Genomic DNA, 15,022 nt, shown 5'->3' on the forward strand with positions numbered 1-15,022 from the left:
CCTTACTTCTTCTTCGTTTCTTTGAGGATCACAACCTCGTCGGAATAGCGCACGCCCTTGCCCTTGTAGGGCTCCGGCGGACGGTAACCGCGGACTTCCGCAGCCACTTGACCGACTTGTTGCTTGTTGATCCCCTTGATCACGATTTCGGTTTGCGTCGGGGTTTCAGCCTTGACGCCTTCCGGCATCTGGTGCACCACCGGGTGCGAGAAACCCAGCGACAGGTTCAGCTTGTCGCCTTGCGCTTGCGCACGATAACCGACGCCAACCAGCGTCAGCTTGCGCTCGAAACCCTTGGTCACGCCGTGCACGGCATTCGCGATGATCGCGCGCATCGTGCCCGACAGTGCGTTTGCTTCGCGGCTTTCGTCGACCGGCGACAGATTCAGCGTGCCGTCGTTGTTCGCCACGTTCACGAGCGGATTGATCGCTTGCGTGATGGTGCCCAGCGGGCCCTTGACGGTGATAGCACCGTCGGCCAGCTTGACTTCCGCGCCTTGCAGCGCGATCGGGCTCTTACCTACTCGAGACATGTTTCTCTCTCCTCGGCTTTAAGCGACGTAGCAGATGACTTCGCCGCCGACGCCGGTAGCGCGCGCCTTGCGGTCGGTCATCACGCCCTTCGGCGTCGACACGATTGCCACGCCCAGGCCATTCATGACCTGCGGAATGTCGTTACGGCCGCGGTACACGCGCAGACCAGGCTTCGACACGCGCTCGAGGCGTTCGATGACCGGGCGACCTGCGTAGTACTTCAGCGCGATATTCAGTTCGGACTTCGCACCTTCCGCCTTGACGGCGAAATCGTCGATATAACCTTCGTCCTTCAGGACTTGCGCGATTGCAACCTTGACCTTCGACGAGGGCATCGCGACCGATACCTTCTCGACCATCTGCGCGTTGCGGATGCGAGTCAGCATATCGGCGATAGGATCACTCATGCTCATTTACGTTTCTCCTATTACCAGCTCGCCTTGGTCAGGCCAGGAATCTCGCCACGGAATGCGATTTCACGAATCTTGTTACGCGCGAGGCCGAATTTACGGAACGTGCCACGCGGACGGCCCGTGATCGCGCAGCGGTTACGCTGGCGGGTCGGGTTTGCGTTGCGGGGCAGTTGCTGCAGCTCAAGGCGTGCTTCGTAGCGCTCTTCTTCCGACTTGCTTTGGTCTTCGACGATCGCCTTCAGCGCTTCGCGCTTTGCTGCGAACTTCGCGACCAGGCGGGCGCGCTTCTTTTCACGTTCGATCAGTGCCAGTTTAGCCACGGTAACCTCAGTTTCTGAACGGGAACTTGAAGCTGGCGAGCAGTGCCTTTGCTTCGTCGTCGGTCTTCGCAGTCGTCGTGATGCTGATGTTCAGCCCACGCAGTGCGTCGATCTTGTCGTAGTCGATTTCGGGGAAAATGATCTGCTCTTTCACACCGATGTTGTAGTTGCCGCGGCCATCGAAAGCACGGCCCGACACACCGCGGAAGTCACGCACGCGGGGCAGGGCAACGGTCACGAAACGGTCGAGGAATTCGTACATCGCACGACCACGCAGCGTCACCATCGCGCCGATCGGGTAGCCCTGGCGGATCTTGAAGCCTGCGATTGCCTTGCGCGCCTTCGTGACGACCGGCTTCTGACCAGCGATCTTCGTGAGGTCGCCAACGGCGTTCTCGATGATCTTCTTGTCAGCGATCGCTTCGCCAAGACCCATGTTCAGCGTGATCTTGGTGATGCGCGGCACTTCCATGACCGACTTGTAACCGAACTTCTCGATCAGGCCGGGCACAACCTTTTCTTTGTAAAACTCTTGAAAACGAGCCATTTTTTACTCCGCTGCGTCAGGCGCTCAGTACGGCACCGGTCGTCTTCAGGAAGCGAACCTTCTTGCCTTCCTCGACCTTGATGCCAACACGCGACGCCTTGCCATTCGCGTCGACCAGTGCGACGTTCGAAATATGCAGGGGCATCGTCTTCGCTTCCACGCCGCCCGTCGTACCCTTCATCGGGTTCGGCTTCACATGCTTCTTGACGAGGTTGATACCTTCAACCGTCACATGTTCAGCACCGACAGCCAGCACGACGCCGCGCTTGCCCTTGTCCTTGCCAGTGACGACGATAACTTCGTCACCTTTGCGAATCTTGTTCATCGCGACTCCTTACAGCACTTCCGGCGCCAGCGAAACGATCTTCATGAATCGTTCGCTACGCAGCTCACGCGTCACCGGCCCGAAGATACGGGTGCCGATCGGCTCAAGCTTGTTATTCAAAAGCACAGCGGCGTTGCCGTCGAACTTGATCAGCGAGCCGTCTTGACGGCGAACACCCTTGGCGGTGCGGACCACCACGGCGTTGTAGATTTCGCCTTTCTTCACGCGCCCGCGCGGCGTTGCTTCTTTGACGGTCACCTTGATGATGTCGCCAATGCCGGCATAACGACGCTTCGAGCCGCCGAGCACCTTGATGCACATGACTTCACGCGCACCCGTGTTGTCGGCTACTTCGAGCCGAGATTCGGTCTGGATCATGGTTTGTCTTTCCCAACTTAATCCGGATGCACCACCATGATGCATTCGGTCAGTCTTGGTCCCGTCAGCCAATCGGCTGCTTGGGTTGGAACAGCAGCGACGGCAAACGAAACCCGCCATCGCAATTCGGTGAATCTTTCGGACAGGCTGGCGCCAGTCCGCTTCCCCCACCAACTTCGCCCGCGACGGGGCTCCCATAAAGAGGGAAGACCGGGATTATAACAAATAATCCCGGTCACGCAAGCAAAAACTTTGCGATTTCAAGCACTTCTTGGCGAAGTGCCTGTTACTGCCTACTGCTCTGCCCGCTTAGATGACGCGAGCTGCTTCGACGAGGCGCGACACCGTCCAGGCCTTCGTCTTCGAAACAGGACGAGTTTCCTGGATTTCGACGAGATCGCCTTCGTTGCAGGTGTTCGCTTCATCATGCGCGTGGTACTTCTTCGAGCGCACGACATACTTGCCGTAGATCGGGTGCTTGACGCGGTGCTCGATCAGCACGGTGACGGTCTTGTCCATCTTGTTGCTGACGACCCGACCGACCAGCGTCCGCTTCAGCGAGGTTTTCACGCTATCGTTCATTTCTGGTTCGCCTTCTGAGTCATGACGGTCCGCACACGTGCGATGTCGCGACGAACCTTCTTCAGCTGGCTCGTGTTCGTGAGCTGCTGGGTCGCGAGTTGCATGCGCAGGCCGAATTGCGCCTTCAGCAGGTCCGCCAGCTCCTTGTTGAGCGCGGCCTGGTCTTTCTGGAGAAGTTCGGAAGCCTTCATGTTTTCTCCTTAGGCGCCGAGCTGGCGCACGATGAACGTCGTCTTCAGCGGCAGCTTCGCTGCGGCCAGACGGAACGCTTCGCGTGCCAGTTCTTCGGTTACGCCGTCCATTTCATAGAGCATCTTGCCCGGCTGGATTTCGGCGACGTAGTACTCCGGGTTACCCTTACCGTTACCCATACGCACTTCTGCCGGCTTTTGCGAAATCGGCTTGTCCGGGAAGATCCGGATCCAGATGCGGCCGCCACGCTTGATGTGACGCGTCATTGCACGACGCGCCGCTTCAATTTGACGTGCGGTCAAACGACCGCGACCGATCGCCTTCAGACCGAATTCACCGAACGACACTGCGTTGCCGCGCGTCGCCTTGCCGGTGTTACGACCCTTCTGTTCTTTACGATACTTCCTGCGTTTCGGTTGCAGCATCGTTATTCTCCCGTCTTGCCGTCTTCGGGCTTGCCGGCGCCACGGCGCGGTGCGCCACGACGAGCACCCGGAGCGCCGCCTTCGCCGTCACGGCGCGGACGACGGTCGCCCGGACGCGCATTGCGACGCGGACGCTTGTCTTCGGCTACTTCTTCGACCACCGGCGCGTCATTGCGGCCGAGCGTGTCGCCCTTGTACACCCATACCTTGACGCCGATGATGCCGTAGGTCGTCTTCGCTTCCGAGGTCGCGTAGTCGATGTCGGCACGCAGCGTGTGAAGGGGCACGCGACCTTCGCGATACCACTCCGTACGAGCGATTTCGATACCGTTCAGACGGCCTGCGCTCATGATCTTGATGCCTTGGGCACCCAGACGCATCGCGTTCTGCATCGCACGCTTCATCGCGCGACGGAACATGATCCGGCGCTCGAGCTGTTGCGTGATCGAGTCAGCGATCAGTTGCGCATCGGTTTCCGGCTTGCGGATTTCTTCGATGTTGACGTGAACCGGCACGCCCATGCGGCGTTGCAGTTCCGTCTTCAGCTGTTCGATATCCTCGCCCTTCTTGCCGATGACGACGCCCGGACGCGAGCTGTAAATCGTGATGCGCGCGTTCTTTGCCGGACGCTCGATGACGACCCGACCGACCGAAGCGTTCTTCAGCTTCTTCTTCAGGTATTCACGAACACCGATGTCTTCCTGCAGCATCGCCGCGAAATTGTTGTTGTTCGCGTACCAACGCGAAGCCCAATTGCGGCTGACAGCCAGGCGGAAGCCAGTCGGATGAATTTTCTGTCCCATCGTATGGCTCCTTAATTCCCGACCGTCACAGTGATGTGACAGGATTGCTTCTCGATGCGGTTACCGCGGCCCTTGGCGCGCGCGGTGAAACGCTTGAGCGATGCAGCCTTGTCGACGTAGATGCTCTTGATCTTGAGCTCGTCGATATCAGCGCCTTCGTTGTGCTCCGCATTCGCGATTGCCGACAGCACAACCTTCTTCACGATGCCAGCCGCCTTCTTCGGCGAGAACGTCAAAACGTTCAGCGCCTTGTCGACCGGCAAACCGCGGATCTGGTCAGCCACAAGGCGCGTTTTTTGCGCCGAGATGCGGGCACCGCGATGAATTGCTTTCACTTCCATCTTGATTGCCCCTTATTTCTTGGCCTTCTTGTCGGCCGCGTGACCCTTGAACGTACGGGTCAGTGCGAACTCGCCAAGCTTGTGGCCGACCATGTTTTCCGAGATGTACACCGGAACGTGTTGACGGCCGTTGTGAACAGCGATCGTCAGGCCGATGAAATCCGGCAGAATCGTCGAGCGACGCGACCAGGTCTTGATCGGCTTTTTGTCGCGCGAAGCTGCAGCCGCCTCAACTTTCTTCAGCAAATGGGCGTCGCAGAACGGACCTTTTTTTACAGAACGTGCCATTGCCTACTCCTTAACGCTTGTGACGGCGCTGGACGATCATCGTCGTCGTGCGCTTGTTGCTGCGGGTGCGGTAACCCTTAGCCGGCGTACCCCACGGGCTCACCGGGTCGCGACCTGCAGCCGTCTTGCCCTCACCACCACCGTGCGGGTGATCAACCGGGTTCATCGCAACGCCACGCACCGTCGGGCGGATACCGCGCCAGCGGTTCGCGCCAGCCTTGCCGATTTGGCGCAGGCTATGCTCTTCGTTGCCGACTTCACCGATCGTTGCACGGCACTCGATGTGCACGCGGCGGATTTCGCCCGAACGCAGACGAACCTGCGCGTAGACGCCTTCACGTGCCAGCAGCATGGCCGACGTGCCAGCCGAACGCGCCATTTGCGCGCCCTTGCCCGGCAGCATCTCGATGCAGTGGATCGTCGTACCGACCGGAATGTTGCGGATCGGCAGCGTGTTGCCTGCACGGATCGGCGCTTCCGAACCCGACATCAGCTGTTGGCCGACGGTCAGGCCCTTCGGGGCGATGATGTAGCGACGCTCGCCGTCTGCGTAGAGCACCAGCGCGATGTTCGCGCTACGGTTCGGGTCGTACTCGAGACGCTCGACCTTTGCCGGGATGCCGTCCTTCGTGCGACGGAAATCGACGATACGGTAATGCTGCTTGTGACCACCACCCTTGTGACGCGTGGTGATGCGGCCGTTGTTGTTACGGCCGGCGGTCGAGCTCTGCGAGTCGAGCAGTGCCGCGAACGGCTTGCCCTGGTGCAGATTCTTGTTGACCACCTTGACCATCGCGCGGCGACCCGGCGAAGTCGGTTTAACTTTCACGATTGCCATGATTACTTGGCCTCCGCTTCAAAGTTGATTTCCTGGCCGGGCTTCAGGCAAACGTACGCCTTCTTCACGTCCTTACGGCGGCCCATCGAACGGCCGAAGCGCTTTTGCTTGCCCTTCTGAACCAGCACGTTGACCGAATCAACTTCAACCTTGAACAGCAGCTCGACAGCCGCCTTCACTTCCTGCTTCGTGGCATCCGGTGCGACTTCGAACACGACTTGCTCGTTCTTGTCGGCAACCAGCGTCGCCTTTTCCGAGATCACCGGTGCGAGCAGGACCTGCATCAAACGATGATCGTTCTTGCGAATCTCGCTCATGACAGCAACTCCTCGATCTGGGCGACCGCAGCCTTCGTGACCAGCACTTTCTTGAAGTAGATCAGCGACAGCGGGTCAGCGTAGCGCGGCTCGACAATCGCCACGTGCGGCAGGTTGCGCGAAGCCAGGTACAGGTTCTCGTCGACCGTGTCCGTAATGATCAGCACGGAGTCGAGACCCATGGTCTTGAATTTGTCAGCCAGCAGCTTGGTCTTCGGCGCTTCGAGGATGATGTCCTCGACGACCGACAGACGGCCTTCACGGGCCAGCTGCGAGAAGATCGAGCAGAGACCTGCGCGATGCATCTTCTTGTTGACCTTGTGCGAGAAGTTCTCTTCCGGCGAGTTCGGGAAGATGCGACCACCGCCACGCCACAGCGGGCTCGACGACATACCGGCACGAGCGCGGCCCGTACCCTTCTGACGCCACGGCTTCTTGGTGGTGTGCTTGACTTGCTCACGGTCCTTCTGTGCGCGGTTACCCTGGCGAGCATTCGCCTGGTACGCGACGACGACCTGGTGGATCAGCGCTTCGTTGTAGTCACGACCGAACACGACGTCCGACGCGTTGACCACTGCACCTTCCTGACCATTTTCGTTCAGGAGCTTGAGTTCCATTATTTCGCCCCCTTGGTCTTGACGGCCGGCGTCACGAAAACCTTGCCGCCCTTCGCACCCGGAATCGCACCCTTGACGAGCAGCAGCTTGCGCTCTGCGTCGATACGAGCGATTTCGAGGTTCTGCACCGTCACCGTAACGTCACCGAGGTGACCCGTCATGCGCTTACCCGGGAAAACGCGACCCGGATCCTGCGCCATACCGATCGAGCCCGGCACGTTGTGCGAGCGCGAGTTACCGTGGGTAGCACGGCCGGAGGAGAAGTTGTAACGCTTGATCGTACCGGCGTAGCCCTTACCGATCGACACGCCTTGCACGTCGACCTTCTGGCCCACTTCGAAAAGATCAGCACCGACCACGGCGCCATTCGACAGCTCAGCTGCCTTGGCCGCGTCAATGCGGAATTCCTTGAGGATTTCACCGGCTTCGACACCGGCTTTGGCGAGATGACCTGCCAGCGGCTTCGTCACGCGCGATGCGCGGCGGGAGCCGAATGCAACCTGCACGGCCGTGTAGCCGTCGGTTTCAACAGTCTTGATCTGCGTCACGCGGTTGTCCGACACGTCCAGCACGGTGACGGGAATCGAATCCCCTTCAGCCGTGAAGATACGGGTCATGCCAACCTTGCGACCTACGAGTCCAAGGCTCATCATTTTCTCCATTCCCGACTGCGATTGGTCGGGGCTGATTTACAAAATGCCAGGCACGCAAGGCCCAACTTTTTTACGCGAATACGCGAAAAGCCAAGCAGTATAGCCCGACTTATCGATTTCCGCAAGCAATACAAAGACTTAGCACCGCCCGGCACGCCGGATGGCGCCGAAAGCCTTACTGCAGCTTGATTTCCACGTCGACGCCAGCCGGCAGGTCGAGCTTCATCAGCGCGTCAACCGTCTTGTCGGTCGGATCGACGATGTCCATCAGGCGCTGGTGGGTACGGATTTCGAGCTGATCGCGCGACGTCTTGTTGACGTGCGGCGAACGCAGGATGTCAAAACGCTGGATGCGCGTCGGCAGCGGCACCGGGCCACGGACGATTGCGCCAGTCCGCTTCGCGGTATCGACGATTTCGGCAGCCGATTGATCGATCAGACGATAGTCGAAAGCCTTCAGGCGAATGCGGATTTTCTGTTGCTGCATGACGATTCCTTGAAAAGAGCGAGGCGATGTTGCATCGCCGGACACTAAAAGAACGCGAAACCTGTTACCTGCGGGGAGCGAGGCGCCAGCTTCCGAACGGTACTTCCACTGCTAAGCCCGCGATTCTACACGAAAAATCGGAATGGTGGTGTGCGTTTGTCAAGACGGCAACGCGCACGCCACAAAGACAAAACCGGGTGCCAGATCAAACTGGACACCCGGTTTCGACGGTACGACTGCCTACCGTGGAATCGCGGACCCCGGAGGGACCCGCGGATCGTCGATGTTACTCGATGATCTTGGCGACGACGCCGGCGCCGACGGTACGGCCGCCTTCGCGGATTGCGAAGCGCAGACCTTCTTCCATCGCGATCGGAGCGATCAGCTTCACCGTGATCGACACGTTGTCGCCCGGCATCACCATTTCCTTGTCCTTCGGCAGCTCGATCGAGCCCGTCACGTCCGTCGTACGGAAGTAGAACTGCGGACGGTAGTTGTTGAAGAACGGCGTGTGACGGCCGCCTTCGTCCTTGCTCAGCACGTACACTTCAGCCGTGAAGTGCGTGTGCGGCGTGATCGAACCCGGCTTCGCCAGAACCTGGCCACGCTCCACGTCTTCACGCTTCGTGCCGCGCAGCAGGATACCGACGTTGTCGCCTGCCTGACCTTGGTCCAGCAGCTTGCGGAACATTTCGACGCCCGTGCAGGTCGTCTTCACCGTCGGCTTGATACCGACGATTTCGATTTCCTCGCCGACCTTCACGATGCCGCGCTCGACACGACCCGTCACCACCGTACCGCGGCCCGAGATCGAGAACACGTCTTCCACCGGCATCAGGAACGCGCCGTCAACCGCACGCTCCGGCGTCGGGATGTACGTGTCCAGTGCGTCTGCCAGGCTCATGATCGCCACTTCGCCCAGCTCGCCCGTGTCGCCTTCCAGCGCCAGCTTCGCCGAACCCTTCACGATCGGCGTGTCGTCGCCCGGGAAGTCGTACTTCGACAGCAGTTCGCGAACTTCCATCTCGACCAGCTCGAGCAGTTCAGCGTCGTCCACCATGTCGCACTTGTTCAGGAACACGATGATGTACGGAACGCCAACCTGACGCGCCAGCAGGATGTGCTCGCGCGTTTGCGGCATCGGACCGTCTGCTGCCGAGCAAACCAGGATCGCGCCGTCCATCTGCGCTGCGCCCGTGATCATGTTCTTCACATAGTCAGCGTGGCCCGGGCAGTCGACGTGTGCGTAGTGGCGGTTTGCCGTTTCGTACTCGACGTGTGCCGTGTTGATCGTGATGCCGCGCGCCTTTTCTTCCGGTGCCGCGTCGATCTGGTCGTAGGCCTTCGCTTCGCCGCCGAACTTCTTCGTCAGAACCGTCGTGATCGCTGCCGTCAGCGTCGTCTTGCCGTGGTCAACGTGACCAATCGTACCAACGTTGACGTGCGGCTTGGTCCGCTCAAACTTTTCTTTTGCCATGATTCTCTTCTTTCAAAAAATATCGGTTGGTAGCTTCAGATTTACTTCGACTTCGCGCTGATGATCGCCTCAGCAACGTTGCGCGGAGCTTCAGCGTAGTGCTTGAACTCCATCGTGTACGTTGCACGACCTTGCGTCAGCGAACGCAGCGACGTCGAGTAACCGAACATTTCCGACAGCGGCACTTCGGCGCGAACGATCTTGCCGCCGCCAACCATGTCTTCCATGCCCTGGACGATACCGCGACGGCCCGACAGGTCGCCCATCACGTTGCCCATGTAGTCTTCCGGCGTCTCGACTTCGACAGCCATCATCGGCTCGAGGACGACCGGGTTCGCCTTGCGCATCGCTTCCTTGAACGCCATCGAACCGGCCATGCGGAACGCGTTTTCATTCGAGTCAACGTCGTGGTACGAACCGAACGTCAGGTGAACCTTCACGTCGACGACCGGGAAGCCAGCCAGCACGCCCGACTTCAGCGTGTCCTGGATACCCTTGTCGACCGCCGGGATGTATTCACGCGGAATCACACCACCCTTGATCTCGTCGAAGAACTCGTAGCCCTTGCCCTGTTCGTTCGGCTCGAGCGTGATGACCGCGTGACCGTACTGACCGCGACCACCCGACTGCTTGACGAACTTGCCGTCGACGTCCTTCGCCGTCGAACGGATCGTTTCGCGGTATGCAACCTGCGGCTTGCCGACGGTCGCTTCCACGCCGAATTCACGCTTCATCCGGTCGACCAGAATTTCGAGGTGGAGCTCGCCCATGCCCGAAATGATGGTCTGGCCCGATTCTTCGTCGGTCTGCACGCGGAACGACGGGTCTTCCTGCGCCAGACGGTTCAGCGCGAGGCCCATCTTTTCCTGGTCAGCCTTGGTCTTCGGCTCGACAGCCTGCGAAATCACCGGCTCCGGGAACACCATGCGCTCGAGAACGATCGGGTTCGCCGGGTCGCACAGCGTGTCGCCCGTGGTCGCTTCCTTCAGGCCGACCGCAGCAGCGATGTCGCCTGCACGGACTTCCTTGATTTCTTCACGCTGGTTCGCGTGCATCTGCAGAATACGACCGAGGCGTTCCTTCTTGCCCTTGGTCGAGTTCAGCAGCGTGTCGCCCGAGTTGACGACGCCCGAGTACACACGGAAGAAGATCAGCTGGCCGACGAACGGGTCGGTCATGATCTTGAACGCGAGCGACGAGAACTTCTCGTCGTCCGACGCCTTGCGCTCTGCTTCTTCACCGTTTTCGAGCTCGCCCTTGACCGGCGGGATGTCGACCGGCGACGGCAGGAAGTCGATCACGGCGTCGAGCATACGCTGCACGCCCTTGTTCTTGAACGCGGTACCGCACAGCATCGGCTGGATTTCGCACGCGATCGTACGGTCGCGCAGCGCCTTGACGATGTCGGCTTCCGGCAGATCGCCTTCTTCCAGGTACTTGTTCATCAGGTCTTCGCTGGCTTCAGCAGCCACTTCGACCATCTTTTCGCGCCATTCCTTGCAGGTCTCGGCGAGCTCGGCCGGGATGTCGACGTAGTCGAACTTCGTGCCTTGCGACGCTTCGTCCCAAATGATCGCCTTCATCTTGATCAGGTCGACCACGCCCTTGAAGTTTTCTTCCGAGCCGATCGGCACCACGACCGGAACCGGGTTCGCCTTCAGGCGCAGACGGAGCTGGTCGTAGACCTTGAAGAAGTTCGCGCCGGTACGGTCCATCTTGTTGACGAACGCGAGACGGGGCACCTTGTACTTGTTAGCCTGGCGCCACACCGTTTCCGACTGCGGCTGCACGCCGCCCACTGCGCAGTACACCATGCACGCGCCGTCGAGCACGCGCATCGAACGCTCCACTTCGATCGTGAAGTCGACGTGGCCCGGGGTGTCGATGATGTTGATGCGGTGTTCCGGATAGTTGCCGCCCATGCCCTTCCAGAAGGCCGTGGTAGCAGCGGACGTGATCGTGATGCCACGCTCCTGTTCCTGCTCCATCCAGTCCATCGTTGCTGCGCCGTCGTGGACTTCACCGATCTTGTGGTTCACACCGGTGTAAAACAGAATGCGCTCGGTCGTCGTCGTCTTGCCGGCGTCGATGTGAGCGCTAATACCGATATTGCGGTAGCGCTCGATAGGAGTCTTGCGAGCCACTTTGATCCTCTACTGGGATAACACGATGCAGCCCTGCTGCATCATGCTTCAACACAAACGGGCGAGGCGCCTGAAAAGCGCACCCGCCCGGAATTTATTTCCGCAAACAGCCCAGCCAGGCGCTTAGAAACGGAAATGCGAGAACGCGCGGTTGGCTTCTGCCATGCGGTGAACTTCATCGCGCTTCTTCATCGCGCCGCCACGGCCTTCGGCCGCTTCGGTGAGTTCGCCTGCCAGACGCAGAGCCATCGACTTCTCGCTGCGCTTCTTCGCAGCCTCACGCAGCCAGCGCATCGCCAATGCCATACGACGCGACGGGCGCACTTCGACCGGAACCTGATAGTTGGCACCACCAACGCGACGGCTCTTCACTTCGACCACCGGCTTCACGTTGTTGAGCGCAACGGTGAACACTTCCAGCGGGTCCTTGCCACCCTTGGTCTGGATTTGTTCGAATGCGCCATAAACGATGCGCTCTGCGACCGACTTCTTGCCGGACAGCATCAGCATGTTCATGAACTTGGCTACATCAACGTTGCCGAACTTCGGATCCGGCAACACTTCCCGCTTGGGGACTTCGCGACGACGCGGCATGATTCTTCCTTTACCTGTTCAGTTGGAGCTGCATCCAGCCCCGCGGCCACCAACAAACCCGATCACATCTTCACGACTAACCAGCTTGGCCGGGTGACCACTTACTCGACAGCACCGGCAATCCGGCACTCCCGCCTTGACCGCCCTGCGGCGATCCCTGATCAAAAACTGCTTACTTGGCAGCCTTTGCACGCTTCGCGCCGTACTTCGAGCGCGCTTGCTTACGGTCCTTGACGCCCTGGGTATCCAGCGAGCCGCGAACCATGTGGTAACGCACACCCGGCAAGTCCTTCACACGGCCGCCGCGGATCAGCACAACCGAGTGTTCCTGCAGGTTGTGGCCTTCACCGCCGATGTACGAAATCACTTCGAAGCCGTTCGTCAGACGAACCTTGGCGACCTTACGGAGTGCCGAGTTCGGCTTCTTCGGCGTCGTCGTGTACACACGGGTGCACACGCCGCGACGCTGGGGGCAGTCCTGCAGGGCCGGGCTCTTGCTCTTCGTCGTTTCCGACTGACGGCCTTTGCGAACCAGTTGGTTGATGGTTGGCATTGTTTATTCCTGAAATTGAACAAAATCTGCACATCGATTTCGGGCAAAGCGAGAATCGACGCACAGTTGACTTCCGAACCGGCGATACGGACACGAACCTTCGAACGCGACTCGGCCCACCGAATACCGGAACCCAGCATGATATTCCGGAAATACCAACTAAGTCAACGGCTTGCGTGATTTGCCAGCCGCGCGGGCGGTTTACCGGAAGGGTCGGAACACCTGTGTCATGCCGATTCGACGACGTCGATGATCTCGTCGCCGAAGCGTTCCAGCTTGCGCACCCCCATGCCGGGGATGTGGCGCAGGTCGTCGATCGTCTCCGGCGCGTTGCGCGCGATTTCGGCCAGCGTCGCGTCGTGGAAAATCACGTAGGCCGGCACGCCGTCTGACTTCGCGGTTTCCGCGCGCCACGCACGCAGCGCATCCCAGCGTGCGCGCTCGCGCGTGCCCATGCCGGCCGTCGGGTCGACCCGCGTGCCGCTGCGGCTCGACGACTGGCGCGTGCGCTGTGGCTTCACGTAGCGGCGCAGCGTGACCTTCTCTTCGTTCTTCAGCACCGGCTTCGCGGCCTCGGTCAGCATCAGCGCGCCGAAGCCGCCATGGTCGACCGCCAGATAGCCGTACGCCACGAGCTGCCGGAAAATCGCGCGCCACTCGGGCTCGGACAGCGACGCGCCGATCCCGAACGTACTGAGCTGGTCGTGGCCGCGCTGCAGCACCTTCTCGGTGCGGCCGCCGCGCAGGATCTCGATCAGATGGCTCGAACCGAAATTGAAGCCGCTCGCGCGCTGCGCGCGGAATACGCACGACAGCGCCATCTGCGCCTCGCGCGTCGCGTCCCACGAATCAGGCGGCTCGAGGCACGTGTCGCAGTTTCCGCACGGCTGGCTCGCCTCGCCGAAGTAGTTCAGAAGCCGCACACGCCGGCACGAGATCGTCTCGCACAGCCCGAGCAGCGCATCGAGCTTCGACGTCTGCACGCGCTTGTGGGCGTCGTCCGCATCGGACTCGTCGATCATCTTGCGCTGCTGGACGACGTCGCCGAGCCCATACGCCATCCACGCGTTCGCCGGCATCCCGTCGCGGCCCGCACGGCCGGTTTCCTGGTAGTAGCCTTCGACGCTCTTCGGCAAATCGAGATGGGCGACGAAGCGCACGTCCGGTTTGTCGATGCCCATGCCGAACGCGATGGTCGCGCACATCACGATGCCTTCCTCGCGCTGGAACATTTCCTGGTGCTTCTGCCGCACCTCGAACTCCATCCCCGCGTGATACGGCAGCGCGCGCACGCCCTGTGCCTTCAGCCATTCGGCCGTTTCCTCGACCTTGCGGCGCGACAGGCAGTAGACAACGCCCGCGTCGGTCGTGCCGTCCGCGTTCGTGTGCTCCGCGCGGATGAAGTCGAGCAGCTGCGCGCGCGCGTTGTCCTTCTCGACGATCCGGTAGCGGATGTTCGGCCGGTCGAAGCTCGACACGAACACGCGCGCATCGTCGAGCGCGAGGCGATGGATGATCTCGTCTCGCGTGATCGCGTCGGCGGTGGCCGTCAGCGCGATGCGCGGCACCGACGGGAAACGCTCGTGCAGCACCGACAGCTGGATGTATTCGGGACGGAAGTCATGCCCCCACTGCGACACGCAGTGCGCCTCGTCGATCGCGAACAGGCCGATCTTCGCGCGCTCGAGCAGGTCGAGGAAGCGCCCGGTCATCAAACGCTCCGGCGCGACGTACAGCAGGTCGATCTCGCCCTCGCGCAGCGCGCGCTCGGTCGCCGCGGCCTCGGCGCCCGACAGCGTCGAGTTCAGGTAGGCCGCGCGCACGCCGACTTCGCTGAGCGCGGCGACCTGGTCCTGCATCAGCGCGATCAGCGGCGATACCACGATGCCGGCGCCCTGCCCGGCTTCGCGACGCAGCAGCGCCGGAATCTGGTAGCACAGCGACTTGCCGCCGCCCGTCGGCATCAGCACGAGGCAATCGCCGCCGCCGGCGACATGTTCGACGATCTCGCCCTGCTGGCCGCGAAATGCGGAATAACCAAAGACTTCGTCGAGAATTTCGAGGGCGCGGGACATGAATGATGAGAACGAGGACGGCGGAACGATGACCGCGATTTTAACAACCCGCTCGCGCAGCGCGCGGCGAATCGTGCAACGTTGGCCAATCGACAGAGCTCGTTCGCGCGCATGACGGG

General features: G+C 60.7%; 22 protein-coding genes. All 22 read right to left on the bottom strand.

What is annotated here, in order from left to right:
• Positions 1–2: 2 nt before the first annotated feature.
• Positions 3–533: a 50S ribosomal protein L6 gene (gene rplF, locus WS46_RS27650; protein WP_006758786.1), complete on the bottom strand. Its 531-nt coding sequence runs from the start codon at positions 531–533 to the stop codon at positions 3–5.
• 18 nt (positions 534–551) lie between these two features.
• On the bottom strand, positions 552–947 hold the full coding sequence (rpsH, locus tag WS46_RS27655) for a 30S ribosomal protein S8 (protein ID WP_006477185.1): 396 nt from the start codon (positions 945–947) through the stop codon (positions 552–554).
• 14 nt (positions 948–961) lie between these two features.
• Positions 962–1,267: a 30S ribosomal protein S14 gene (rpsN, locus tag WS46_RS27660; RefSeq protein ID WP_006482884.1), complete on the bottom strand. Its 306-nt coding sequence runs from the start codon at positions 1,265–1,267 to the stop codon at positions 962–964.
• A gap of 7 nt (positions 1,268–1,274) precedes the next feature.
• Positions 1,275–1,814 carry a 50S ribosomal protein L5 gene (gene rplE / locus WS46_RS27665; protein ID WP_006482882.1) on the bottom strand — a complete coding sequence of 180 codons (540 nt, stop codon included), beginning with the start codon at positions 1,812–1,814 and terminating at the stop codon, positions 1,275–1,277.
• A gap of 16 nt (positions 1,815–1,830) precedes the next feature.
• Positions 1,831–2,139 carry a 50S ribosomal protein L24 gene (rplX, locus tag WS46_RS27670; RefSeq protein ID WP_006477187.1) on the bottom strand — a complete coding sequence of 103 codons (309 nt, stop codon included), beginning with the start codon at positions 2,137–2,139 and terminating at the stop codon, positions 1,831–1,833.
• Between the two features lie 9 nt (positions 2,140–2,148).
• Entirely contained in the window at positions 2,149–2,517 is a 369-nt protein-coding gene (gene rplN / locus WS46_RS27675) for a 50S ribosomal protein L14 (protein WP_006752929.1), read from the bottom strand.
• Positions 2,518–2,826: 309 nt separating this feature from the next.
• Complete coding sequence (gene rpsQ / locus WS46_RS27680; protein ID WP_006752928.1) at positions 2,827–3,099, bottom strand: 30S ribosomal protein S17; 273 nt, start codon at positions 3,097–3,099, stop codon at positions 2,827–2,829.
• The gene (rpmC, locus tag WS46_RS27685) at positions 3,096–3,290 is read right to left on the bottom strand and encodes a 50S ribosomal protein L29 (protein ID WP_006400652.1); all 195 of its coding nucleotides are present in this window, start codon (positions 3,288–3,290) and stop codon (positions 3,096–3,098) included. Before rpmC ends, rpsQ begins: the two co-directional genes overlap by 4 nt.
• 9 nt (positions 3,291–3,299) lie before the next feature.
• Positions 3,300–3,716: a 50S ribosomal protein L16 gene (gene rplP, locus WS46_RS27690; protein WP_059468475.1), complete on the bottom strand. Its 417-nt coding sequence runs from the start codon at positions 3,714–3,716 to the stop codon at positions 3,300–3,302.
• Positions 3,717–3,718: 2 nt separating this feature from the next.
• A complete protein-coding gene (rpsC, locus tag WS46_RS27695) occupies positions 3,719–4,519 on the bottom strand; it encodes a 30S ribosomal protein S3 (RefSeq protein WP_006482899.1) in 801 nt (266 codons plus the stop codon).
• 11 nt (positions 4,520–4,530) lie between these two features.
• Positions 4,531–4,860, bottom strand: coding sequence for a 50S ribosomal protein L22 (gene rplV / locus WS46_RS27700; RefSeq protein ID WP_004199272.1), 330 nt, complete (start codon positions 4,858–4,860; stop codon positions 4,531–4,533).
• Positions 4,861–4,872: 12 nt separating this feature from the next.
• Positions 4,873–5,148, bottom strand: a complete 276-nt coding sequence (gene rpsS / locus WS46_RS27705) for a 30S ribosomal protein S19 (RefSeq protein ID WP_004199273.1) — start codon at positions 5,146–5,148, stop codon at positions 4,873–4,875.
• A 10-nt stretch (positions 5,149–5,158) separates the two neighbouring features.
• A complete protein-coding gene (gene rplB / locus WS46_RS27710) occupies positions 5,159–5,986 on the bottom strand; it encodes a 50S ribosomal protein L2 (protein WP_006482900.1) in 828 nt (275 codons plus the stop codon).
• 2 nt (positions 5,987–5,988) lie between these two features.
• Positions 5,989–6,303 (bottom strand): 50S ribosomal protein L23, encoded by a 315-nt coding sequence (rplW, locus tag WS46_RS27715; RefSeq protein WP_004199275.1) that lies wholly within the window; start codon positions 6,301–6,303, stop codon positions 5,989–5,991.
• Complete coding sequence (rplD, locus tag WS46_RS27720; protein WP_006477192.1) at positions 6,300–6,920, bottom strand: 50S ribosomal protein L4; 621 nt, start codon at positions 6,918–6,920, stop codon at positions 6,300–6,302. Before rplD ends, rplW begins: the two co-directional genes overlap by 4 nt.
• Positions 6,920–7,570, bottom strand: a complete 651-nt coding sequence (gene rplC / locus WS46_RS27725; protein WP_006752926.1) for a 50S ribosomal protein L3 — start codon at positions 7,568–7,570, stop codon at positions 6,920–6,922. Before rplC ends, rplD begins: the two co-directional genes overlap by 1 nt.
• Positions 7,571–7,748: 178 nt before the next feature.
• The gene (gene rpsJ, locus WS46_RS27730) at positions 7,749–8,060 is read right to left on the bottom strand and encodes a 30S ribosomal protein S10 (protein WP_004199280.1); all 312 of its coding nucleotides are present in this window, start codon (positions 8,058–8,060) and stop codon (positions 7,749–7,751) included.
• Positions 8,061–8,346: 286 nt separating this feature from the next.
• Entirely contained in the window at positions 8,347–9,537 is a 1,191-nt protein-coding gene (gene tuf, locus WS46_RS27735) for an elongation factor Tu (protein ID WP_006482910.1), read from the bottom strand.
• Positions 9,538–9,578: 41 nt separating this feature from the next.
• Complete coding sequence (gene fusA, locus WS46_RS27740) at positions 9,579–11,681, bottom strand: elongation factor G (protein WP_059535572.1); 2,103 nt, start codon at positions 11,679–11,681, stop codon at positions 9,579–9,581.
• 123 nt (positions 11,682–11,804) lie between these two features.
• On the bottom strand, positions 11,805–12,275 hold the full coding sequence (gene rpsG / locus WS46_RS27745; RefSeq protein ID WP_034209730.1) for a 30S ribosomal protein S7: 471 nt from the start codon (positions 12,273–12,275) through the stop codon (positions 11,805–11,807).
• Positions 12,276–12,447: 172 nt separating this feature from the next.
• Positions 12,448–12,828: a 30S ribosomal protein S12 gene (rpsL, locus tag WS46_RS27750; RefSeq protein WP_006400662.1), complete on the bottom strand. Its 381-nt coding sequence runs from the start codon at positions 12,826–12,828 to the stop codon at positions 12,448–12,450.
• Between the two features lie 227 nt (positions 12,829–13,055).
• The gene (gene recQ, locus WS46_RS27755; protein WP_059535570.1) at positions 13,056–14,903 is read right to left on the bottom strand and encodes a DNA helicase RecQ; all 1,848 of its coding nucleotides are present in this window, start codon (positions 14,901–14,903) and stop codon (positions 13,056–13,058) included.
• Positions 14,904–15,022 lie beyond the last annotated feature (119 nt).

Origin of the sequence: Burkholderia sp. RF4-BP95, assembly GCF_001521985.1 — a bacterium.
Taxonomy (GTDB): Bacteria; Pseudomonadota; Gammaproteobacteria; order Burkholderiales; family Burkholderiaceae; genus Burkholderia; species Burkholderia diffusa.